We start from the raw sequence: 24,393 nt of genomic DNA on the forward strand, positions 1-24,393 counted from the left end.
TTGTTAAGAGGGTGGTAAGGCCACCCCCTAATTTAATACCACGAACGAGGCATCACCGTGATGTTATTACCACCTTGAGAAACGGCTTGGATATCACGATCATACATTGCCTCACCATAAGCGGAAGGAACACTATATTGTCCAACATTGGTTGCTTTAATTTGGTATTTAAAGGTTTGAATTTGGTTATTGTCAGTTGAACCATAAATAATGACGCGATCCTCTCTCACATCCGTATAATCTGGATACCAAGTATAATCACCAACAGCAATCGGTGATAACCAATGAGAATCTGTATCATCATAGTACTCTTCATCCTCACCTTCATATTCATCGTATTCATCATCATTATCTTGGCTGCTTTTTATCGGTTGTTGGACGACTTCAAAACCACCTGGGAGTAAATCAACAATAGCCAGATTGGTCGCCCCTTCTTTTGAGAGTGAACGAATACGAATTGTCACATTCACTTTATCACCCAATTTGACTTGATTAATCACATTACCGTTGTCATCGGTAAATTCACGATAAACTTCCAGTCCTTTTGTGATAGGTTTTTGCTGTATGGTATTATCAAACCCCTGTTCTGAAACCATATACCAGGCCGGTAATTTTGTCTGATTATTAAAGGAAATAGTACGTACATCAGCATCATATTCCCCCTTCGCTAATAATCCTTTCAGCGTCGCAATGGTCTGACGTTTATGTTGCTGATCTTGGCTAGTAATCGTTAAATCATTAGCGGTTAAAGCGCCAAGATTAATGCTGGATACGTAGCTGTCTAATGCCAACATCGTCATGGCAGAGGATTGCGTGGTATAGCGCTCTTGTTTAAGCATTAATACTAAATTCTCTAGGGCTTGAGCCGGTATCTCTTTTGTATATCCACTAAAGTGTTTGGTGATCAAATAAATCTTACCTGAGTCCATCACTAAAGGATCGTAATAGTTATGGTTCCACCAAGCACTATTGTAAGCGTTAGATAATGACTTCCATACAGGTTTAAATAATTTGTCTGCCTCTTTATCCATTTTTAACATTTGGTAAGATGAAGCAAGGTAAAGAGCGGTTAAATCAGTTTGCCACCAAGTGCTACGGCTATCATTAAGATCAGCCATGATTGAAGCTAAATAGCTGGTTGTTACTTGATTTTGGCGAGTTAATAGGTAGCTTGCATAAGCTCTTAAACGTAAACCATATTGATCTGTGCGTTGTGATGTAGCGATTTGTGCCACATATTGATTGGCGCGCTCTAACAATCGATTTGGTATGCTTTGACCCGCTTCTTTTGCTTCTAACATAAAGTTAACCGCATATAATGTGATAAACGGATCCACATTATACGTTGAATACCACAGACCAATTGCACCTTCGCTGTTCTGTCTGGTTTGTAAGGTTTGGAATAACGCATCTAATTGAATTGAGTTATTTTTAACTAACTCAAAATCAGGGTATTTACTGTCAATTAATAATGGCATTGCTCGGCTTACAATTTGCTCAGAACAGTAATGCGGATAATCAGCTAAGTAGGTTGCCAAACCTTTACTTAAAATAAACGGTGAATAAGAAACCGCCGCTTGACGCTGACTATATGGCGCATACATTTGACGCATATCAGAAATGCTTTGTTGACTCCCATCCATACGTCCCATGGTGGTTTTTAATCGATACTGTGAAGCTGGGCGTACCGATGTACTGACCTGTCGGTCGACAACTTTATCATTATAACTCGCGGTAAAATGTAAATCACCACTGCCTAACGTATCCGTTGCTTTTAACTTAAATGTTAACGATCCTTCTTTCATTGATGCAAGGGTAATGGTGCGAATTGCCTCATCAAGAATGGTTAATTGCGGTGTTGTTTTTAATGTGACCTGAATCGGTACAGCGTGATCGCCAATATCATCTAAATTATTGGCTATACTCACACTGATTTCAAATTCATCATTAGGGGCAACAAAATACGGAATATTTGGACTAATAACAAAATCGTTACGAACGGTCGCTACGGTTTGTGTACTGCCCATCGTTTGTTGACCCACTGAAACAGCCATAACACGGATTTTGCCATTGAAGTAATCAGGGACAGTATAATCAACCGTTTTTATACCATCGACATCGATAATACCTGACCAATAGGCGACGGGTTCATCCACTTTACGTTTAAATGGATTAAGATGTGCAGATAGTTCATCTGTCATCTCATCTGAATCCCCACCAGGAGCTGATAAATTCAATAATCGACTATATTCCGGTAAAATAAGGTCAAGAATTTGCAGTGTCCTTACCGATAATGCTTTTTTACGAATAAATTCATTAAGTGGGTTTTTAAGTTTATAACCTGATACTTGCAAAATACCTTCATCAATTGCAAAAATAACCACGCGTTGTTTCGTATGGGTCTCAATGGTAATGGGTAGTGTTTGACCTGGTTTAATCTTGTCTGGTGTGGTTAATTTAATGTGATCATTAAATTTATCATTTGAAATTTTAAAAGGAACCACAGCATAGCTTAATGGACTCATAAAAATTTCATCTGAACTTGGGTCTCGAATAAACTGCACATTGATGTACGCATTACCATCAATTCCTGCTGGAACGGTGATTTTCTGAACGGAGCTCGTTGTATTGGTTTTAAACCACTTATGGGCATAAACTTTGTCACGCTCAATGGTTATGATACCACTACCAATATAAGGGGCGGTTATTGAAACTTCAATTTCATCTCCTGCTTTATATTGGTTATCATCGATTTTTAAAACCAATTCCGCATTACGATCAAGATTACGTGTCACATTTGCCGTTCCCGCAATTGAGTAAGCCGTTTGATAGATAATATGACCGTTTTTGTTTTTAATTTGTAACGTAAAGTTGCCTGGATCTTCATTTTCAATCGTATAGTTAGTCGATGTTTTATCAATACTAAACGGGATTTCGTTGATGACCACATCTTTACGTTTTGATTCATATTTATAAACACCAGAAGGCTGTTTAACCAATACCGAAAGGTATTTTTGTTCGATTTTTACCAGTGTTAACTCGTTCAACGATATCGGTTCAAGATTTGAATCCACAGCAATAAAATTAATGATCCGACGGGAATCTTTTTTAATGTAGTCTAATCGACCGTCAGCTTTTGAACCAATCAAGTAATCATTAGGTGAAACGAAAGCGGTTGCTGTTGCAGCGACACTTCGTCCACTATCAGGTTCAAAGACTTCTGTTAGGAGCTTCGCCGTATAATTGCCTTCAAAGCTACCAATAGGTAAATCTAAATGAGCCAAACCATTTTCATCTGTGATACGTTCTTCAACGGCGATATTGAAACTGTTTTGTTGACGACTAATATTTTGATAGAACGCATATTTATCATATTTTTTAAAATAAGGCGCAGAAGGTTCTAAAAATAATTGGCTTTGTACAATCCGGTTTTGAGCTGGTGTACCAAAGAGATTTTTTGCTTCAACTTGTGCTGATAGCGCGTCAGGGTGAACCCATCCTTCTTTTATATCAGGTAATAATTTAAGTGTTACCGCCGTTTTATCTGGCTCAAACTCGCGTACTATAACAGAAGTTGAACCTAATAATGTACGATAGTCTTCTCGTGGATTTTTAAGATATAGATTAATATACCATTCACCTGTTGGTGAGCTGTAATCGGTTTTATAAGATAGTTCTTCAAATCCATATTTATCAAGGGTAATTGATTCAGTTTTAACTTGATTCGATTTAGGATCATAGATATCAGCTTCAAGCCTGATACCGTTAAGTGATTTAGACCAATCTTGTGCACGAACAATCATCCCAATATGGAATGTATCCCCAGGTCTATATACACCTCGATCTGAAAATAAGTGGGTACGTAACTCACCGCCATCAATCGTTTCATAAATACCACCGACATCAAAACGTGAAAAGTTTAATTGTCTGTCATAACTTGAAATCGGTAAAAATGATAAGTCTTGGCCTTTTTCAACGACAAAAAATAGTGGTCTAATGCCCTGATAATACTCAGATAACGGATCAAAGTGCACATGACCTGACTCATCAGTATATAACGCGGTGATTTCAACTCCATTTACACCAATAACTGAGACTTTAGCATCGGCGATAGGTTGACCCGTTCGTATAGACTGTACAAAGATATCTTGTGATTGATCTAATGATTTTTTATTAATAATCCCAATGTCTGTAACAATGATGAAACGTGAATCGTAATAATTAAAATCATCATTACGTGCATCTTTGGTATTACCATATAAATTAACTAAAAAAACGCCTCTAATCGCATTACCTTCGACGTCTTTAGTGAGGTATTTGCTAATATCTACATCCGTGTATTTTGTAGATTCTGCCGTTCCAGAAATGGATTTAATGACCGTATATTTTTCAACAAAATTTTCACTATCGAGATCACCAAAATTCATCCATTGGAAATCATTGCCATTAAATGCGACTAAATGTTGCAGTTGAGAAGGAATAACACGTCCTATTTGGAGCTTTAACGCTGACATATTACGGGAAACAATAGGAATTTTCTTGTCCCCTGATAATGATAATAGTGAACCACTGGCAGCGAAATTCATGATATAAGGGTAGGCGGGTACTGTTTTTACGTCATGATAAGGCGTTGATAAATAATAGCCACCGTCTGAGACTAATGGTTGCTCAACCTCGATATAAATCTGACGTTTTTGTTCAGCTTTAAATTCGAAACTGATTTGATTTTGATAATTTTGTTCTGTATCAATCACTTTCAACGCAATAGGGGTTGATTTTTCAAGATCACGACCATCGACATTTATTTTTGTTTTGTAGGTCCTGTCCAATTCATCGTAATAACGTTCAGTATATTGCTTATTAGGATTAATGGGTAATTGCCAAACTTTGATCACTTTATGAATATCAGATGCTTTCACATTATAATTGAATGAAACTGTCAAAACTTGGCGCATCTCTTGATTATTGACTTCAACGAGTGACACATCAAAATTATTGATATTCAGATTAAACTTACTTGGTACGACCAATACGCTATGATTTAACGATTTTGATGGTGTACCACCAATTGATGATGTAATGCCTTTTTCAATCGATAACTGCATATAACCATCTTGATTCGGCAAACCAATTTGCCCACTTTTGATGTAAGCAGTTGTCAAATCGTTATTATAGGTAACGGTGTAGTCATATTGCTTAATGAAAGTATCTTTATCACGGTTATTGCTGTTTTTTTCATAAAGTGCGAGGGAAATCTTTCGTTCAAAAACCAACTTATCAATAGGGTGTGAAAAATTAACCGTAAAAATGGCCATTTTATTACTCGGATTAATCGGATCTTGATAAAGTTCTTCACGGCTAATTGAATAGCTAAAATCTTGAGTCTTAAATGAATAAGATGATGAGTTAGTTTGTAAAAGATTATTTTCACTAAAAAGCTTATCACTCTCTAATTTTACTGTATATTGTGTTCCAAGGGGCCATGGTTGAGTTGGTTTGAACTCTATCATTTTGTTATTGTGCCAACGCCACTGACCATCAATCTGCGGACTGAGTGTAATCCCTTCACTAATTGTTTTACCTATCATATCGAGTGGTGCAGGGCTTGCTCCTGTCCGATTGACAAAACCGATTTTCAATGTTGAATTACTGTAGCTAGGTTCGTAATAATTTGCGGAATAATGATTAACAATAATCGGAGCTGGGTCGATTGGTTTCGGTCGGTTTTGATACCAGTGATAAGCATAGTTTGCTGAAAAATAACCGATGATAGCAATAATGATCAAACTACCAATGAATGTGCTACGTTTACTGAGTGAGTTGGCAATGGTGTGGTAAAGGGTTTGTGCTTTTGGGTACCATTTTGGAGTAGACCAATTAATATCACCAATAATTGGGCTGATTAACCATAATATAGCACGGATTAAAACCAGAAGAAACAGCGCAAAATAAAGGCATGCTTCCCAGATAATAGCGAAAATATAAAAAGGCACTCGAAGCAGTAAGCGTAAAAATCCCATTGTGATCCTCATCATCATTATAATTATTGTATCTAACACTCAAATAAAACAACTCTATAATTAGAAAGTGAAGATTAGATGAAGAATCTGTGATAGTCATGAATTTAATCACTACAAATAGTGATTACTGTTATCGTACCGTTTTAATCATTCCTTTCTAATCCATGGCTTGCTAAGTAAGATTTTATATCTTGGTATCATTATTATTTATGCGAGGATCATTATACTTGAAGTTGATCAAATTACACAAAAAAGATCATTTATTTGCAATAAAGACTGCGCGCATTGGTGCAGAGTAGCCTTCGACTGTTTTGTTATGATCATTGGGGTCTAAAAAATCGATTAATGAATCAGACGTCATCCAATCTGTTTTGCGTTGTTCTTCGAGTGTCGTTTTTGAGATATCAACCACCGTGATATTTTTAAAACCACATTTTGTCAACCAATTGACCATCGTTGGGATAGATGGAATAAAGTAAACATTACGCATTTGTGCATAACGTTCACCCGGCATTAATGCTTGGTGTTCTTCACCATCAATAACCAGTGTTTCTAAAATTAATTGACCGCTGTGGTTTAATTGATCTTTTAATTGGTAAAGGTGATCAAGTGGTGAACGACGATGATATAGCACCCCCATCGAGAATACGGTATCAAAGGCATTAAGCTTTGGCATATCTTCAATACCGACAGGAATAAAATGAGCTCGTTGATCATTGCCTAATAATTTACGAATCGCTTCAAATTGACAAAGGAACAAGGGCATAGGATCAATTCCCACGGCTAATTTTGCCCCCGCACCAATCATACGCCATAAATGATAACCACTATTACACCCCACATCTAATACTGTTTTGCCTTCTAAACTACCAATATGAGGAGTAAGTCTTTGCCACTTCCAATCTGAGCGCCATTCAGCATCAACGAAAATGTCATATAACGAAAAGGGGCCTTTGCGCCATGGTGACAAGGACATTAATAAGTGTGTAATTCGTTTGGTTTCACCTTCCGATAATGGTTGATGTTTTTTAGCGGTAACACTATGTAATAAATCCAAAACATCTGGCGTAATATTGGGTAAATGATCGATACTATTGATCCATTGATTAAACCGGTTATCAATAGTGTTTTTTTGCCACGTGGATAGTTGTGCAGGTAGTGTTTCTAACCAAGGTGCAAGTTGGTTTTTAGCTATAATCTGATAAAAGTTACCAAAATCGATCATTTGTGTCTCTTTAAATAATGTATGTGAATGATGTAATTACTTTATTGCAATAATTGAACCGAAGTTAAAACACTGAAACCATTGATTAATATGCTTAAAACCCGCTTGATTTAAACGTGATTTATGGATATCAAGTGTATCGGTAATCATGACATTTTCGAGCATACTGCGTTTTTGGCTAATTTCGAGTTCACTATAGCCATTTGCGCGTTTAAAATCATAATGCATATCAAACAACAAATCATTAATCAAATCATCATTAAAACTGAGTTTTTCAGACAATACTAATATCCCATTGGGATTAAGCGCTTGGTAAATTTTCGTTAAGATACGTTGTCTGTCATCAGGTGTAAGAAACTGCAGTGTAAAATTTAATACAACCATTGATGCATTATGCATCTCAATGTCATTAATATCAGCACATAAAACATTAACTGGTGTGTTTGCCTTGTAGCCACTCAGGTGCTTTTGACATCGTTCCACCATTGCTGACGAATTGTCTACCGCATAAATCGTACAATTTTCTTGCTCTATATTACGTCTGATTGATAAGGTTGCGGCGCCAAGTGAACACCCTAGATCGTAAATATTGGAATCGTGCTGAACAAAACGTTTAGCTAACATACCAATCATTGAAATAATATTTGAATAACCGGGTACCGAGCGTTTGATCATATCAGGAAAAACATCTGCTACTTTTTCATCAAACGTCCAGTCACCTAAGCGTTCAATAGGGGCTGAGAAAAGTGAATCTTTTTTGAGTTCCATAATTATAAAAGTGAATATCTTTAAAAAATTTCTGCTATCATACCATTTTATTATTCGGTATATGTAACTTTTATGGGCTGGTTTTTTGTTGTTGCTGCCATTACATCATTAATTATTGCATTTTATTTAGGTTTTCGATCAATAAACCTATTCAATAGCCATCAGCAAGGTTATTTTAAGGGAATAAGTCGAAAGTTATTTTGGCTGATTTTGCTGACTGGATCGCTATCTTTTATTGGCAGCCGTGCATTTTATACCGTGTCTGATTACTGGTTACCTTTAATCGGCAATATTGTTTTCTCTTTGATTTTATGCTTTTTTTATAGCATTTTAGTGATTGACCTGATTCGTTTTATCCGCTGGTTTATATTGCGTAAATCCAATAATAGCGGATATGTGTTGCAATTAACCTTTGTTATTCTTGGTATGGTACTTTTTGTTGGTGGGCTCTATATGGCCAGTTCTCCACGGATCGTTCATTACCAGATTAATATTGATAAACCCGCAAAAGTCAAACATTTAAAGATTGTTCAACTAACCGATATTCATATCAATGAAACCACATCAAACCATTTTATTAGTAATATGGTTGAGCAGGTTAATGATTTAAAACCTGATTATATTTTTATTACAGGTGATACATTAGACTTACGTTTAGAACCGTTTGTTAATAAACAATTTGCATCTATTTTTGCTCAACTTGAACCTAAATTTGGCACCGTGATTATTTTTGGTAATCATGAACATTATGGTATTGAACGTGAGCCAAATAACAGCAATCAATCGGTAATTGATGCATTTGAAGCGGGGAACATGAAAGTACTACAAGATGATGTGATCTATGACAGTAATAGTGGTATTTACATTATTGGTCGTGATGATTTTATCGTAAGAAATTTCGGCAAGACTCGCGCAAGTTTAAGTGAATTAATGCAACAAATTGATGTTAATCAACCTACTATTTTACTTGATCATCAGCCGCAAGACCTGGTTGAACCAGCTAAATTAGGTATTGATGTCATGTATTCAGGTCATACCCATGCAGGCCAGATTTTCCCTATGACATTAGTGGTTGATTCGATGTACCAAAACCCATGGGGACGTTATACTTCGCCAAATGGGCATTTTACAAGTATTGTGAGCAGCGGTTATGGTCTATGGGGCCCGCCAATTCGTTTAATGACCCGAGCTGAAATAGTGGTAACCGAATTAAACTTTAAGTAACGTGATCATAAACGATACACTGTCACTTTTATTATTATTAAATATTGGAATTTATTTTGTCTTATCAACTTATTACAACTGATCAACAGTTAACGGAATTTTGTCATAACATGCATGATGTTCGCTATCTTGCGTTAGATAGTGAATTTGTGAGAACGCGTACGTTCTATCCTCAGTTAGGCTTATTACAACTTTTTGATGGTAACAATGTCGTGTTAATTGATCCATTAAATATTACAGATTGGACCTTGTTTAAAAAGGCATTAAATACACCTGATGTTGAAAAACATTTCCATGCTTGCAGTGAAGATGTTGAAGTGTTTTTACATCATTTTGGCTTTGTTCCACTACCGATTTTAGACAGTCAAATACTTGCATCATTTTTAGACAACCCACTAAGTAGTGGTTATGCCAATTTGGTGAAAAAGTATTTAGATATTGATCTGGATAAAAGTGAAACACGTACCGATTGGTTACAGCGCCCATTATCGGATAAGCAATGCGTTTATGCCGCTAATGATGTGTATTACTTATTACCTTTAATCATCAAGCTCAAATCATTATTGCTTGATAAAGGATGGTTGAATGCTGCCTATGAAGAGTGTGCCAATGCAGTTAAGCGAAGATGTGAATTTACTCAAGCTGACAGCGCGTATTTGCATATTAAAAATGCTTGGCAGCTTCGTGCTGAACAACTCGCACATTTACAGCAATTAGCCGCTTGGCGGTTTAATTATGCAAAATCACACGATATCGCCTTAAATTTTGTAATTCATGAAGAAATGTTATGGAAAATGGCTCGTTTCCAACCAAAATCATTGGCGGAATTATCTGCATTAGGGTTAAAAGGTAAAGAGATTCGTTTATTTGGTGAACTTTTACTCTCGTTATTAGCTCAGCCAGTTGAACCCATTGCCGAGATAAAACGTATTGTGACATACCCTGATTATAAACATTGGACAACACTGATTAAAGAGGCAGCTAATCATATTTCAGTACAAACTGAATTAAGTCCTGAATTATTGGTTTCAAGGCGGCATATTGAACAATTTGTCCGTTGGAAAAACAACGAATTATCTGAAAAACCAGAATTATTATCTGGCTGGAGAGCGGATCTGTTTAGTCGTTATTTGTCGTGAAAATTGTGGTTTCTAATAAGCGAAATACATCATGATAGTTTATTGACTTGATTGATTTATATACAATATAATTATCATCAAATACTATCATGATAAAGAGAATAATAATGAAAAATATACAATTTTTCCATGTGAAAAAGTACGATAACCAAACAGACTATCAACTAATTGAACCAGGAATTTATAAAGAATTAGGCGCATTTGAGCCGGCTCAATTTAGTTCAATATCAGAGGACGATCTGCATTTTTTTGATGATTCATACCGCATGGCGATACAATTTGAAATCGAAGATAATGAAACATTTCAAGGTCAATATCCGATGGAGGATATCTTAGATCAATTTAGCTTACATGTTGCGGACTTTCTTGATGAAGAAAACAGTCAGCGTAATAGGCTAAATTGTGAATACGTTGAATTGGGTGGAAAATTAAGTTGTATCCAAGAAGCATCCCATGCTTTGCTCGGCAAACGTGCATTTAATGAACGTTATCTTGATGATGACGGTGAGTACTATATACGCTTAGTGATTGAGTAACGATAAGGGGCATCAGCCCCTAACATTCAATGAATATTGTTAACCGCTAGTGACATTGTCATAAAATCATTATAATTTAAATAATTATCATCAATTAGGAATAGATGAGTTCCGCTCTTTTTGACGGCTACTTGTAAGTTGTGTTTATCACTATCCGTCAATGGTTGATTAATACAAGCAACCACATAACTTGAGGTTTTACTTAACAATGCTTTTTCGATGATACTTATCATATTTGTATCATGAATATTGGCGAGTTGAATGACTTTTTGTTCATGTAATCCAGCTTGTTTGATCCAAGAACGTTTGAGCATGGGTCTGCTCGAAATCCATAATTGCCATTTATTTTGTTGATTTAATAAACGTAATAATAGTAGATGTTGTTGTAGAACATGTTGAAGTGGGGAATCAAAGCTTACAATATCAAGTTGATTATCCTTATTCAGATGAATCAAATTTGATGTTTTCATTTTATTTGTTGTTAACATAGCCACCTCTAACTGTATTGATATACAGTGTATATTAATACAGTATTTTGGTGATGTAAATAGCAAACTGCTTATTTTTTATCTTATGGATGAATATGTCCCAATGAATAACTGTTTATTTTAAATCGCTTTTATCCATTGATAAGTCATGATGCCCAGTACTGTCATTAAAACTGAACCGATTACATGTATTGCGATTGTACTTAATGCTAAAGTAATTTGTTCTTTTTGAAAGAAGATCACAACTTCTGCAGAAAATGTCGAAAAGGTTGACAAGCCACCGCAAAACCCCGTCATGATTAATAAACGCCATTCTGCCGAAATCGTCGGTGCATGAGAGAAAAACATCATCGCAAAACCAATAATATAGCCAGCAATAAGATTAGATAATAAAGTACCAAAAGGAATATAAAAGAAAGCATTGAATTTTTGTGATAATAGCCAGCGTAATACACCACCAACAGTTGAACCTACGGCAATAGCAAGTATAGGCTTTAACATAACGATATCCTTATATCAATAATATAAAATAATAGACGTATTATAAGTCGGAATAATTCACAAGGATACTGTAATGATATGATCGATATGCGTCCGACATCCTCGTTATAAAACGACTCAATCAGGCGTCATCATCCGTAAAGACGGCGGTTGGGTAAGGTGGAACACCATCACCTTATTTGATTTAAGGTATAATAAGATAGGTTATTTTACAATAGATTAATGATAAAATAATTCATAATAGCAATTAAATAAGGAATTTGCTTTATGTTTACAGGCATAGTACAAGGTGTTGGTCAAATTATCGATATTGTTGATCAAGATAAACTCAGAACTTACCAAATCAAATTGCCAGAAAGTCTAGCACATGGGTTAGAAATTGGTGCATCAATAGCGAACGATGGCTGCTGTCTAACGGTAGTGGACTTTGGCGCGGATTGGGCCAAATTTGATATTATTGAAGAAACGCTAGCCTTAACAACCTTGGGTAGCAAAAAAGTGGGTGATTGGGTCAATATTGAACGCAGTGCAAAATATGGTGATGAAATTGGTGGGCATATTATGTCAGGGCACATCTCCTGTACGGCTAAAATTAGGATGATGAATAAAACCCCAACCAATTGTGAAATGCAGCTAGTGCTTCCCGAATCCTTTATGAAATATGTTTTATTTAAAGGTTTTATTGGTATTGATGGCGCAAGTTTAACCATAGGTAAAGTATCTAATAATTATTTCTATCTTCATTTGATTCCAGAAACACTAGCTATAACAACGCTAGGGGATAAAAAAGAAGGGGATTTTGTGAATATCGAAATAGATTCACAAACACAAGCGATTGTTGATACGGTAGAACGCGTATTAGCAAATAAGATGTAAATCTGTAGCGGAATCGAAAACTTGATGTGCAACTCGATAAGCTGCACATCAATATAAAGCCCTTAATAAGGGGAGATTTGATTTACGCCAGTCAACAAATTATGCCAAAATTGACCTGGTGTCAGCGGTTGGCCTTTTAGACGAGCCTGATTGTCATTTTTAGAATAATACATATCTAACAATAGACTTTCGATATTTTCCTCATTTTCATCCAATTTAACCTCTATCAAAGGTGAATTAGCAAAAATAATGCCTAAATAAAGCTGTGTCATCAGTTCAACAGCTTGAATATCAGAGCTATCAGGTTCTGATTTATTCGGATTGTTAATCTGTGCAATCACATAATTTAACGTTTTAAGCGGGATGTTTAACTTTGCATCAATCAGTTCTACATCATCTTCATTCGCTTGATCAATATCAGCTAAATCTTGATTAACATTTAAAGCTAAGCGACCATCAATATCACCTTGCGATGTGTGCCATATAAATTTATCAATATTAAATATACTATTTATATTCATATCATTATCAAACAATGCCGAATTAATATCATAACTAATTTGCAGCTCACTATTACCTAAATTTTGTTGACCAAATTCAACTTTGGCAATGGTCATTGCAAGTTGTCCGACGGATTGGTTTGCTTTTTGATTTATATTAGTATCAAGAATTAATTGTTGAATATTGATTGCATTATTGTCAGAACCATTAGGATCGTTATTGATGATGAGATTAGCAATTGAAAGTTGACCTTTCTCATTACCGGTTTGTTCTTCATCAAATGATGATAAGCTATGATATTGAATCGTGTTTGCTTCTACATTTGATTCACGCACTAAATCAGTAAATATGATTTGTGGGACATTCATATCAAAATCAACTTTTTTAAAGTTTTCAATTGAGATAAGTGTTGAGGTTGGTGCCACGTTTAGTTGATATTGATCAATATCATTTTTAATATCTAATGTAGGTGTTTTTATCACTATATCAACATTATTGTTGTAGCTGATGATACCATTAGCTGTTAAAAACGGTTTGTTATCGGCGGCTTTCCAAAGCAGTGTATTATCACTTTCTTGCGTTTCATAAAAAACCGCTGCGAATTTAGGTAAAAATGAACCTGATGCAATTAAATTCCACGGGAAAGGACCATGATACAAGGTGACATCATTATCAAAAAATGTCTCTGTAGTATTTTCAAACAACGTGAAACTTGCTTTAAGGTGGACTGTTGAAGAGAATATTCCTTTTTGATAATTGCTATAACTGATATTCAGATTCCTGAACATATCGTTATCGGTATTGTCCATTTTTTGATTAATTTTATCCGTTAAATGGGTAATGCTTTGTCCAAAATTTTCTTCAATTTTATTACCGGTATACCAAGAAGCGGCTGTATAGCCAATAACTAATACCGCAACAACACTGGCTGCAATAACGGTCTTTTTCATTGTTTTTTTCTCTCTCTTTTTATCTTAATAATTATTAATCACTATGCAAAGCAAATTGGTTAAGAAGGGTGTTAATATAATCAATTCGCTGCTGTCTTTGTAATTCTGTCGTTAACAATTTTAATCGATTTTGTCCATCTAATCGAAATTGTTTTGGTGCTTTTTGAATTTCACTTATTAAATAATCAACCGCAACACGATTATTTTCACCAAATTCAATATAACCACCTTTTTCGCTAAATTCTACTTTTCTAATACCTAGTTGCTGAGCATTAAAACGAATTTTGGTGACATCTAACAAAAATTGTACCGGATCTGGTAAACGGCCGAAACGATCAATCATTTCAATTTTAATTTCAGCCAGCTCATCAAGTTGTTCAATGCTAGCAATACGTTTATAAAGTGATAAACGAGTATTCACATCAGGTATGAAATCATCAGGTATGAGTGTTGGTAGCCGTAATTCAATTTCAGTTTGTTGGCTATACAATAGTGACTCTAATGAGGGTTCTTTACCTTGCTTTAATGATTTCACTGCTTCATCTAATAATTCAATATACAAGTTAAAGCCGATACTTTCGATCTGCCCACTTTGATCATCACCTAATAGCTCGCCAGCACCTCGAATTTCAAGATCATGCGTAGCCAATGCAAAGCCAGCGCCTAAATCTTCTAAAGAGGCTATCGCTTCTAGGCGTTTTTTGGCATCTTTTGTCAGTGCTTTTGGCGGGGGAGTAAGTAAATAAGCATAAGCTTGATGATATGAACGGCCAACTCGCCCTCGTAATTGATGCAATTGTGCTAAACCAAACTTATCTGCTCGTTCAATAATAATCGTGTTAGCATTTGGAATATCAATCCCTGTTTCGATGATTGTGGTACAAATTAATAAATTGTAGCGTTGGTGATGAAAATCATTCATTACACGCTCTAGATCACGTTCATGCATTTGACCATGTCCCACTGTAATCCGTGCTTCAGGAATCAGTTCAGCCAAACGCTCTTGCGTTTTTTCAATATCAGCAACATCATTATGGAGGTAATAAACTTGCCCACCTCGTAAAATTTCACGCAAGATGGCTTCACGTATGACATAGTTATCATATTCACGCACAAACGTTTTTACGGCCAAACGCCTAGCTGGCGGCGTTGCAATAATTGAAAGATCACGCATACCACTCATTGCCATATTTAACGTTCTTGGAATGGGGGTTGCGGTTAATGTGAGAATATCGACATTAGCTCGCATCGCCTTAATCCGTTCTTTCTGCCTGACACCAAAACGGTGTTCTTCATCAACAATCAGTAGTCCCAAATCACGCCATTTAACATCAGTTTGAAGTAATTTATGTGTGCCAATGACAATGTCGACTTTTCCCTCTTCTAGAGCCTGTAATATCTGCTGTTGCTGTTTGGCTGTTTTAAAGCGAGATAACACTTCGATACGAACTGGCCAATTAGCGAAACGATCACAAAAATTTTCATAATGTTGTTGTGCAAGCAGCGTTGTTGGAACAAGGAGGGCAACTTGTTTATGATTGATGACGGCTAAAAAGGCTGCTCGCATAGCAACTTCTGTTTTACCAAAACCAACATCGCCACAGACAAGGCGATCCATCGCAAACGGTGCACACATATCACTAATTACGGCACCAATAGCATTAATTTGATCATCCGTTTCTTGATAAGGAAAACCTTGACAGAATAGCTCATATTGCTCCCTATCTTGTTTAAATTCAAAACCCGATTTAGCTTCACGCTGAGCATAAATATCAAGTAATTCAGCCGCCACATCTCTTATTTTTTCTGCGGCTTTTTCTCTTGCCTTACTCCAACTATCTGTGCCTAATTTATTGAGTGGTGCATTTTCCTCATCACCACCTGAATAACGACTGATTAAGTTTAACGATGAAATAGGGACATATAATTTGGTGTCATTAGCATACAAAATGATCAGATATTCAGCTGTAATCCCGCCAGTCTCAAGTGTCGTTAAACCCGCGTACCGACCAACCCCATGTTCCAAATGAACTACCGGCTTTCCAGGGCTTAATTCCGCTAAGCTGCGAATTAAATTGTCCGTATTTATGGCTTGTTTTGCTTCTTTACGGCGTCGAATCATTCGACGTCCAAGTAATTCGTTTTCAGTAATAAAGGCAAATTGACCATTGAGGTGAATAAAACCTTGCTCACTGGAACCAATCATTAAATAAAAACGCTCTGTATGGCCGTCTAAGTCCGCTATTTTTTCAATAAATTTAGGATAGATTCGAATACGCGTTAGAATATCTTGTAAGGCTTCACGTCGGCCTTCTGATTCTACGGAGAAAATCACTTTACCGTTAAACTGATCAATAAATTGTTGAAAATGCAGATAGGGATCTTTTTGTTGAATCTGAATGGCAAGCTCAGGTAAGCCTTGATAATTAAGATTCACCGCTTTTTTGCTCGTTTGAATATCTTGGCTAACAACCACTCTAGGATAGGCTTTAAACTGAGCAAATACTTCATCAACTTTTAACCAGATTTCTTCAGGTTTAAGCAATGGCCGCATCGGATCGACTTGACGACTTTCATAACGTTGTACGATATCTTGCCAATACTTTTCTGCAAACTGATAAATATTTTGTGTATTAATTATTAACGTATTTTCAGGCAGGTAACGAAATAGGCTAATCAAAGACTCATTAAAAAATAGCCTTTGCCAATATTCAATACCAGTTGGTAGAATCCCTTTTGTAACTTGTTGATAGATACTCTCAGCTTCGAGTCTTACGGGGAAATTTTCACGCCATTGACTACGAAACAGCTCAATAGCAGCTTTATCAAATGGGAATTCATGTGCGGGTAACAGTTGTACTTTATCAATTTCATCAAGCGTTCGCTGAGTTTCAACATCAAAAATTCGGATACTGTCGATTTCATCATCAAAAAAATCAATACGATAAGGGGATTGGCTACCCATAGGGTAAATATCAAATAACGCGCCGCGAGTTGTATATTCACCATGTTCCATCACTTGTGTTACATGGCGATACCCAGCATTTTCAAGTTGAATTCGAAGGCCTTCACGGGATATTTGTTGTCCTTTATGCATCATGAAAACGTGCCCACTTAAATAAGCACTTGGACACACTTTTTGCATCAAGGTATTAATCGGTAAAATAAAAGCGCCTTTGTTAAAATGTGGTAATTGATAAAGGCATGCTAAACGTTCAGATACAATGTCTTGATGAGGTGAAAAACTATCATAGGGTAATGTTTCCCAATCAGGAAATAATAGGGTCGGTAGGGTAGAATACTGCTTTAGCTCATCATTCAAACGTGTTGTTTGTTGCATATCATCGGTGACAATAACAACTGGACCTTGATGAACAGACAGAATATGGGCACAAAATAGTGAGATAGATGAACCAATTAATTGACCAAACTCTTGAACTTCGCCCTTTGCACTAGGTAATTTTATATCAGACATGTACCAATCTTACTAAAAATCATAATGGATTTAGTGGTAAATTATAGCTTAATTTACCGAATTAAGAAATCAGCAATCATGATCGTTTTATGCTTGATAACCGCACTGATTATCGCTATTATTGTGATAATTCGTAATGATATATTTAAAAATCAATAATTTATAGATTGTTGTTTTTTAAGAGAAATAAATATGTTTCATCCTTTACCGCTGTTTATTGGCTTGCGCTATGCGTACAGTCAGAAGTCTGATAGTTTTGGGCGATTTGTGTCATGGCTATCAATGATTGGCATTATGTTGGGTTCAATTGGTCTGATTGTTATTATGTCGGTCATGAATGGTTTTGAAAATGAGATGCAAAAACGTATTTTACAATACATACCTCAAGCACAAATTAGTACCGTGAATAATCAATTGTCAACTGACCAATATCCTGAATCGATGATACCCACGTTAAAAGGGGTTTCACATGTTACCCCTTTAGTCACCGGTGATGTCATTTTGCAAAGCTCACAAAGTCTGACGTTAAGCACCATGATTGGGATTGACCCCAATCAATATGAACCCATCAAAGATCAACTTTTTTGGGGCGAATTAAGCAGTTTACAAGCTGGCGATTATCATATTATTTTAGGCAGTAGCTTAGCTAATTCATTAAATATTTCTGTCGGTGATAAAATCCGCCTAATGTCTGCAGAAGTCAGTCAAATCACGCCGGTGGGTAAAATTCCAAGTCAACGAATCTTTACTGTTTCAGGCATTTTTGCCGTTAATCGTGATATTGAACAATCAAATGTCTATCTTAACATTGTTGATGCAGCAAAATTGATGCGTTATCCTCAAAACACCATCACGAGCTGGCGACTGTATTTAGATAACCCATTAAATATTGAATCCGTTATTGATCAAACATTACCTGATGGTTTACATTTTGATGACTGGCGTGCGAAACGCGGTGAACTATTTCAAGCGATTAAAATGGAAAAAAACGTGATGGGACTTTTAATCAGTTTAATTGTCATTGTCGCCGCTTTTAATATCATAACGTCTTTAAGTTTACTGGTTATGGAAAAACAAAATGAAATCGCTATCTTAAAAACGCAAGGATTAAGTCGAAAAAAAATCATGATGATTTTTATCATTCAAGGCGCGAGTTCAGGCATAATTGGAACCGTACTCGGTTGTACGATTGGTTTACTTATTGCACTAAATTTAAGTGATATTATGTCCATCCTAGGTTTAACTTTTTCCGGTATCCAATTGCCATCAGACGTTAACATAACACAAGTCAGTATTGTATTTATTGCGTTATTTATGTTATCAATTTTATCAACTTTATATCCAGCTTATCGAGCAGCTAATACAGAGCCTGCTGAGGCATTACGCTATGAATAATCATACTTCTATTGAGCAAACTCCCTTAATTTCAACAAAAAACTTGTGTAAAAGCTACCAAGAAGGGCGAATTACTACCGATGTGTTAAAAGGGGTTACTTTTGACATTGCACCAAAAACAATGACATCTATTATTGGTAGTTCAGGTTCAGGAAAAAGTACCTTATTACATTTATTAGGGGGACTGGACAAAGCCACATCAGGTGAAGTGATTTTTAAATCACACGCGTTGAATCGATTAACGGATGTCCAAAAAGCCACGCTACGTAATAAGGAAATTGGGTTTGTTTATCAGTTTCATCACTTATTATCTGATTTTACTGCACTAGAGAATATTGCGATGCCATTATTAATTGCGGGCATAAAAGTAAAAGAAGCTCAGCAAAAAGCACTTGCTATGCTTGATTCGGTTAACTTAAGCCATCGAGCAAAACATCGACCGTCAGAGTTATCTGGTGGTGAAAGACAACGTATAGCCATTGGCAGAGCATTAATTAATCAACCGTCAATTGTGATGGCAGACGAACCAACGGGTAACTTAGATCAAGCAACTGCAGAATCTATTTTTGAATTATTGATCAATCTTAACCAGCAGCACGGTACAGCCTTTTTGGTCGTTACACATGATTTAAATTTAGCAAACAAAATGGAGCAACAGTATATGATGTCCCATGGTGTCTTAACTCAAGTAGCGAGTCAATAAACTATGTTATCTGTTTTTCTAGCTCGTAAATTAAGGCAAGGACGAAAAAATAGTGGGATGCTGTCATTAATATCCATTATTTCTACACTCAGTATCGCAATTGGTATTGCGGCTTTGATTATTGGCCTTAGTGCGATGAATGGTTTTGAACGTGAGCTTAAAAATCGTGTTTTATCCGTTATTCCTCATGGGGAATTTTCCGCATTAAATGGTAACTTAACTAACTGGCGTCACGTTCAAGAGACGATTCAACATTACCCGCAAATTGTCTCATCAGCACCTTTTGTGAGCTTTACGGGATTACTTGAAAATGGTAACAAACTCAAAGCGATTCAAATTCAAGGTGTTGATATTGAACAAGAAGCAAAAACCAGTGTATTGCCACAATATGTACTCGATGGGAAATGGCAATCATTTAAAGACAATAGCAAACAGATCATTATAGGCATAGGTCTAGCAAATTCATTATCGGTAAAAGAAGGGGATTGGGTAACATTACTGATTCCGGTCACCGATAATACAGGTCAACTCAAACAGCCAAAACGTGTTCGTTTACACATTGCCGGGATTATGGATTTTAGTGGTAATTTAGGTAACAGTATTGGCATTATTCCACTATATGATGCGCAAACCTATTTACAAATCGGTGACAACGTCACGGGAATAAAGGTCAATGTTGATAATTTATACAATGCCAACTATATCATCCACAGCATTGCAATGGATCTCAATGTTCCCTTAAAAGCAGCTAGCTGGGAACAAAATTATGGCTACATGTACCATGACATTCAGATGATAAGGCAAATTATGTATTTAGCTATGGTTGTTGTGATTGGGGTGGCCTGTTTTAGCATTGTATCAACACTGGTCATTGTCGTGAAAGACAAACAACGTGATATCGCAATATTAAAAACGTTAGGTGCGACAAACCAGCTTATCAGTAAAACCTTTATTTTTTATGGCATCATCTCAGGATTAATCGGTAGTCTTATTGGTGTGTTATTGGGGATAGTTATCTCATCACAACTGTCCAATATTATTAAAGTTATTGAATCGATCATTGGTCGCCAATTGCTCAATAGTCATATCTATTTTATTGATTTTTTACCTTCCGAAATTCATATAACTGATGTGGTAATTGTTTTTATTACCTCGATGATCCTTACCTTTATTGCAAGCTATTATCCTGCTCATCGAGCTTGTAAAGTTGATCCAGTTAAAATTCTAAACGGCTATTAATCGCTTTCCCCGGCATTCAAAGAAGCAAGGTCAATGCTTCTTTGAATTGGTATATATTCTTCGCCAAATATTATCGATAGTTGCATAAAATTGTATATTTTTTAATAAAATAATAGCAAATTAGTCATTATTTCTAGACAACACAATTTAATCACATTAGCATACTTCAAATTGTAAAGAAATGGTTAATAATCTGTGAAAATTTTAATAATGCTAAAAATAAGTATTCTTTTTACTGGAGCAATTTTGCTATCAGGATGTGGGTTCTCATTTGCAAAGCCAACAAAATACGTTGAACCAGTCAAGGATATAACTGAATTGCATGATGTGTGTGTCTATAAAAATATTGAAACGTTTATGACTTATAATGAAGCTGAAAAAATTATAACAACTAAACTTGATGATTTAAAAATTAGTTATGAATTAAAAAATAAAGAAGATTTAAAAAACTGCCAATATTTACTGGCGTATAACATCAGGCGAGATGTTGGTATACCAACATATTTATCTATAATGGAAGTAACGCTAAGTAATGAGAAAAACGTCTTAGGATCCATTCAGTATTATTATAGTCTCAGTGGGCTTAGTGTTTCAGCTGAATCAATGAAAAGTACAGATAAAATTATTTTATCGCTTTTAAATGAAATGTTTGTACAACAATAAAAAAATCTATAGGAAAATATCATGAAAAATTATTTAATTCTAATTATCTTAGCTTTAATGATAACGGCTTGTAGTCGTTCTCATTCTGACTATTCATATCAAGCTAAAAATACGGATCCAATTGTTAATTTTATCTCCGATTTTAGTGGTGACAGTATTGCACCGGTACATTTTAAAGTTAATATTGATAAACCTGATAGCACTAAATGCGATGATTTTGTGTCACTTGGTTATTATTTTCCACAAAATGGCAGCTTTTTTGTTTTAGCAAGTAAAAATGAAATACTATCAGAAAAAGTACCTGCTAATAATTTAATTAGCATTATGGCTTATTATAATGTTGGCGGAGAAGGGTCTTGCTATGCCCCAATACAGCAATTTACCGCGGAACCAGGCAAAAAATATTTAGTGAAATATGAAGTTAAAAATAAATTTTGTAAATTAGATGTCACAGAGCAGACAACTTCACAAATTGTTGAATCAAAAGTGGTTGCTAGATCTTGCCTAAGAAAATAACACTATCTTTAGCGATGATCTAAAAAAGCTCTCTTAGAAAACAAAAGGGAGCTTTATTATAGAATAATGGCTAAAAAGCCTACATTAAAATATTAAAAGTATTTATAAACTCTCTTAAATTTTCAATCAATAATCAACTTTACTGATAAAGTTCAATTCCTTTTAATGCTGATTAATCACCAAAATAGTATGTTTTATTCTCATGTTTTTTACACTAGAATTACATGTTATGACAATAATATAACGAAAATATTATAAATATTGAATAAAATCATCACCATTAATTGTCCTATTAAATCGATAGATTTTACAGCAGTAGTTATTTTTGTTATAGTATGTTTACATTTTTACCAAAAGGGACTTGTTTTGTATTTATCAAATAACAACATTATTAATCTTAACACTCTATCAATCTTTGCTTTTTTAACATCCTCATTTTCAATCCTAATCGGATTTTGTATTAGCTTAATTTAGCTGCCTTAATACTATCAGTTTAAGTAAATTAGCCTGATCAGTAACACATATTTATCATTAGATAATTTTAGCATTAGCAAATTGTCATTATTTTATTTTAACGTTAGCAAATGACAAAGTAATCTCTACTTTAACAATCTCTTTTAGAGATTCACAAAGGTTCAATTTTTATGAAAAAAACAAAGAAAACTCGAAATAAACCATTAAATATTAATGATATAACCATTATTGATGATGGAAAACTTAAAAAAGCAATTACCGCTGCAGCACTGGGTAATGCGATGGAATGGTTTGACTTTGGTGTATATGGCTTCTTAGCTTATATTCTGGGTCAAGTCTTCTTTCCTGACGCATCACCGAGTGTACAGATGATAGCTGCATTGGCCACGTTTTCTGTTCCATTTTTAGTACGTCCGCTAGGTGGTGTCGTATTTGGTATCTTAGGTGACAAATTCGGTCGTCAAAAAGTGCTTTCAGTTACGATCATTATCATGGCAATTAGTACATTCTGTATTGGTTTAATCCCATCATATGCAGCAATCGGTATTTGGGCTCCAATTCTCTTACTACTAGCTAAACTTGCGCAAGGTTTCTCGATCGGTGGCGAGTATTCCGGTGCAGCTATTTTCGTTGCTGAATATTCACCAGACCGCAAACGTGGCTTTATGGGGAGTTGGCTTGATTTTGGTTCCATTGCGGGATTCTTATTAGGTGCTGGATTTGTCGTTTTATTATCAAGTTTGCTTGGTGAAGCCCGATTACATGATTGGGGTTGGCGTATTCCGTTCTTTTTAGCCTTGCCACTGGGTTTTATTGGCCTCTATTTACGTCATGCTTTAGAAGAAACCCCTGCGTTTCAGCAGCATGTTGATAATTTAGAAAAGAATGAAAAAATAAATAGTGATCATCAACCGAAAGTGTCGCTTAAAGAAATTGCAACCAAATATTGGAAAAGTCTCGCTGTGTGTGTGGGGTTAGTCATTGTCACGAACGTCACTTACTATATGTTATTAACCTATATGCCAAGTTACTTATCACACAATTTACATTACAGTGCAGATCATGGTTTGTTAATTATCATTGCGATTATGGTAGGGATGTTATTTGTTCAGCCAGCGATTGGTTTATTAAGTGATAAAATCGGACGTAAACCGTTTGTCATTGGGGGGAGTATTGGCCTACTATTATTCACGTATCCTGCTTTTATTATGATTAACAGTGATATGGTTGGATTTATCTTTTTAGGGTTACTTGTTTTAGCCATCTTATTAAACTGTTTTATTGGCGTAATGGCATCAATATTGCCCGCAATTTTCCCAACAAACGTCCGTTACAGTGCATTAGCCATATCATTTAATATTTCAGTGCTTGTTGCGGGGGCAACGCCAACGGCAATAGCATGGTTGGTTGAAACAACCGGTAATTTATACATGCCAGCATTTTATTTAATGGTCGTGGCGGTAATTGGTATAGTGACTGGATTAAAAATGAAAGAGACGGCCAACAAGCCTTTACGTGGTGCGACGCCTGCAGCATCAGATCGAAGTGAAGCGAAACAAATTCTTTCAGAACACTATGATAATATTGAGCAAAAAGTCGAAGATATTGAACAACAACTCAAAGAATTGGAAAAGAAACGTCAGGATTTAATTGATCAGCATCCTAAACTGGATTAAAAAACCAATAAAGCGACATACTTA

General features: G+C 35.6%; 17 protein-coding genes and 1 riboswitch. Of the genes, 10 read left to right on the top strand and 7 right to left on the bottom strand.

The features are described from left to right. Positions 1-32: 32 nt before the first annotated feature. From ABEA36_RS04120 to cmoA, 3 genes are all read right to left on the bottom strand, one after another. Positions 33-6,020 (bottom strand): alpha-2-macroglobulin, encoded by a 5,988-nt coding sequence (locus tag ABEA36_RS04120; RefSeq protein ID WP_345489093.1) that lies wholly within the window; start codon positions 6,018-6,020, stop codon positions 33-35. Between the two features lie 256 nt (positions 6,021-6,276). Further along, positions 6,277-7,245 (bottom strand): tRNA 5-methoxyuridine(34)/uridine 5-oxyacetic acid(34) synthase CmoB, encoded by a 969-nt coding sequence (cmoB, locus tag ABEA36_RS04125; protein ID WP_345489095.1) that lies wholly within the window; start codon positions 7,243-7,245, stop codon positions 6,277-6,279. Positions 7,246-7,281: 36 nt separating this feature from the next. Then, complete coding sequence (gene cmoA / locus ABEA36_RS04130; protein WP_345489097.1) at positions 7,282-8,013, bottom strand: carboxy-S-adenosyl-L-methionine synthase CmoA; 732 nt, start codon at positions 8,011-8,013, stop codon at positions 7,282-7,284. Between the two features lie 72 nt (positions 8,014-8,085). On the opposite strand from cmoA, the gene ABEA36_RS04135 reads away from it, so the two are divergent. The 3 genes from ABEA36_RS04135 to ABEA36_RS04145 all read left to right on the top strand — a co-directional run bounded on the left by ABEA36_RS04135 (position 8,086) and on the right by ABEA36_RS04145 (position 10,912). After that, a complete protein-coding gene (locus ABEA36_RS04135) occupies positions 8,086-9,237 on the top strand; it encodes a metallophosphoesterase (RefSeq protein ID WP_345489099.1) in 1,152 nt (383 codons plus the stop codon). A 56-nt stretch (positions 9,238-9,293) separates the two neighbouring features. Next, complete coding sequence (rnd, locus tag ABEA36_RS04140; RefSeq protein WP_345489101.1) at positions 9,294-10,376, top strand: ribonuclease D; 1,083 nt, start codon at positions 9,294-9,296, stop codon at positions 10,374-10,376. 107 nt (positions 10,377-10,483) lie between these two features. Then, the gene (locus ABEA36_RS04145) at positions 10,484-10,912 is read left to right on the top strand and encodes a hypothetical protein (protein ID WP_345489103.1); all 429 of its coding nucleotides are present in this window, start codon (positions 10,484-10,486) and stop codon (positions 10,910-10,912) included. A gap of 26 nt (positions 10,913-10,938) precedes the next feature. Here the strand turns inward: ABEA36_RS04145 and ABEA36_RS04150 are convergent, their stop codons facing one another. Beyond that, positions 10,939-11,400 carry a SulA-like leucine-rich domain-containing protein gene (locus tag ABEA36_RS04150; RefSeq protein ID WP_345489105.1) on the bottom strand — a complete coding sequence of 154 codons (462 nt, stop codon included), beginning with the start codon at positions 11,398-11,400 and terminating at the stop codon, positions 10,939-10,941. Between the two features lie 120 nt (positions 11,401-11,520). Continuing rightward, complete coding sequence (gene crcB / locus ABEA36_RS04155) at positions 11,521-11,901, bottom strand: fluoride efflux transporter CrcB (RefSeq protein WP_345489107.1); 381 nt, start codon at positions 11,899-11,901, stop codon at positions 11,521-11,523. Positions 11,902-12,016: 115 nt separating this feature from the next. Next, positions 12,017-12,085, bottom strand: a riboswitch (Fluoride riboswitch). Between the two features lie 83 nt (positions 12,086-12,168). Between crcB and ABEA36_RS04160 the strand changes: the two genes are divergently transcribed. Continuing rightward, positions 12,169-12,777 (top strand): riboflavin synthase subunit alpha, encoded by a 609-nt coding sequence (locus ABEA36_RS04160; RefSeq protein WP_345489109.1) that lies wholly within the window; start codon positions 12,169-12,171, stop codon positions 12,775-12,777. A gap of 62 nt (positions 12,778-12,839) precedes the next feature. On the opposite strand, the gene ABEA36_RS04165 is transcribed toward ABEA36_RS04160, so the two are convergent. Further along, on the bottom strand, positions 12,840-14,228 hold the full coding sequence (locus ABEA36_RS04165) for a DUF945 family protein (protein ID WP_345489111.1): 1,389 nt from the start codon (positions 14,226-14,228) through the stop codon (positions 12,840-12,842). Between the two features lie 34 nt (positions 14,229-14,262). Beyond that, entirely contained in the window at positions 14,263-17,703 is a 3,441-nt protein-coding gene (gene mfd, locus ABEA36_RS04170) for a transcription-repair coupling factor (RefSeq protein ID WP_345489113.1), read from the bottom strand. A 192-nt stretch (positions 17,704-17,895) separates the two neighbouring features. On the opposite strand from mfd, the gene lolC reads away from it, so the two are divergent. The 6 genes from lolC to proP all read left to right on the top strand — a co-directional run bounded on the left by lolC (position 17,896) and on the right by proP (position 24,369). Then, entirely contained in the window at positions 17,896-19,098 is a 1,203-nt protein-coding gene (gene lolC, locus ABEA36_RS04175) for a lipoprotein-releasing ABC transporter permease subunit LolC (RefSeq protein ID WP_345489115.1), read from the top strand. Further along, the gene (gene lolD / locus ABEA36_RS04180) at positions 19,091-19,801 is read left to right on the top strand and encodes a lipoprotein-releasing ABC transporter ATP-binding protein LolD (RefSeq protein ID WP_345489117.1); all 711 of its coding nucleotides are present in this window, start codon (positions 19,091-19,093) and stop codon (positions 19,799-19,801) included. Before lolC ends, lolD begins: the two co-directional genes overlap by 8 nt. A gap of 3 nt (positions 19,802-19,804) precedes the next feature. Next, a complete protein-coding gene (gene lolE, locus ABEA36_RS04185; RefSeq protein WP_345489119.1) occupies positions 19,805-21,040 on the top strand; it encodes a lipoprotein-releasing ABC transporter permease subunit LolE in 1,236 nt (411 codons plus the stop codon). 195 nt (positions 21,041-21,235) lie between these two features. Continuing rightward, positions 21,236-21,703, top strand: a complete 468-nt coding sequence (locus ABEA36_RS04190) for a hypothetical protein (protein ID WP_345489121.1) — start codon at positions 21,236-21,238, stop codon at positions 21,701-21,703. Positions 21,704-21,724: 21 nt separating this feature from the next. Beyond that, positions 21,725-22,219, top strand: coding sequence for a hypothetical protein (locus tag ABEA36_RS04195; protein ID WP_345489124.1), 495 nt, complete (start codon positions 21,725-21,727; stop codon positions 22,217-22,219). A gap of 644 nt (positions 22,220-22,863) precedes the next feature. Next, a complete protein-coding gene (proP, locus tag ABEA36_RS04200; RefSeq protein WP_345489126.1) occupies positions 22,864-24,369 on the top strand; it encodes a glycine betaine/L-proline transporter ProP in 1,506 nt (501 codons plus the stop codon). Positions 24,370-24,393 lie beyond the last annotated feature (24 nt).

The sequence above is a fragment of the Orbus sasakiae genome, from assembly GCF_039542345.1.
Taxonomy (GTDB): domain Bacteria; phylum Pseudomonadota; class Gammaproteobacteria; order Enterobacterales; family Orbaceae; genus Orbus; species Orbus sasakiae.

Coding starts and splice junctions, on each gene's coding strand:
- ABEA36_RS04120 (WP_345489093.1), bottom strand. CDS start 6,020: ATGGGATTTTTACGCTTACTGCTTCGAGTGCCTTTTTATATTTTCGCT.
- cmoB (WP_345489095.1), bottom strand. CDS start 7,245: ATGATCGATTTTGGTAACTTTTATCAGATTATAGCTAAAAACCAACTT.
- cmoA (WP_345489097.1), bottom strand. CDS start 8,013: ATGGAACTCAAAAAAGATTCACTTTTCTCAGCCCCTATTGAACGCTTA.
- ABEA36_RS04135 (WP_345489099.1), top strand. CDS start 8,086: ATGGGCTGGTTTTTTGTTGTTGCTGCCATTACATCATTAATTATTGCA.
- ABEA36_RS04145 (WP_345489103.1), top strand. CDS start 10,484: ATGAAAAATATACAATTTTTCCATGTGAAAAAGTACGATAACCAAACA.
- ABEA36_RS04150 (WP_345489105.1), bottom strand. CDS start 11,400: ATGTTAACAACAAATAAAATGAAAACATCAAATTTGATTCATCTGAAT.
- crcB (WP_345489107.1), bottom strand. CDS start 11,901: ATGTTAAAGCCTATACTTGCTATTGCCGTAGGTTCAACTGTTGGTGGT.
- ABEA36_RS04160 (WP_345489109.1), top strand. CDS start 12,169: ATGTTTACAGGCATAGTACAAGGTGTTGGTCAAATTATCGATATTGTT.
- ABEA36_RS04165 (WP_345489111.1), bottom strand. CDS start 14,228: ATGAAAAAGACCGTTATTGCAGCCAGTGTTGTTGCGGTATTAGTTATT.
- mfd (WP_345489113.1), bottom strand. CDS start 17,703: ATGTCTGATATAAAATTACCTAGTGCAAAGGGCGAAGTTCAAGAGTTT.
- lolC (WP_345489115.1), top strand. CDS start 17,896: ATGTTTCATCCTTTACCGCTGTTTATTGGCTTGCGCTATGCGTACAGT.
- lolD (WP_345489117.1), top strand. CDS start 19,091: ATGAATAATCATACTTCTATTGAGCAAACTCCCTTAATTTCAACAAAA.
- lolE (WP_345489119.1), top strand. CDS start 19,805: ATGTTATCTGTTTTTCTAGCTCGTAAATTAAGGCAAGGACGAAAAAAT.
- ABEA36_RS04195 (WP_345489124.1), top strand. CDS start 21,725: ATGAAAAATTATTTAATTCTAATTATCTTAGCTTTAATGATAACGGCT.
- proP (WP_345489126.1), top strand. CDS start 22,864: ATGAAAAAAACAAAGAAAACTCGAAATAAACCATTAAATATTAATGAT.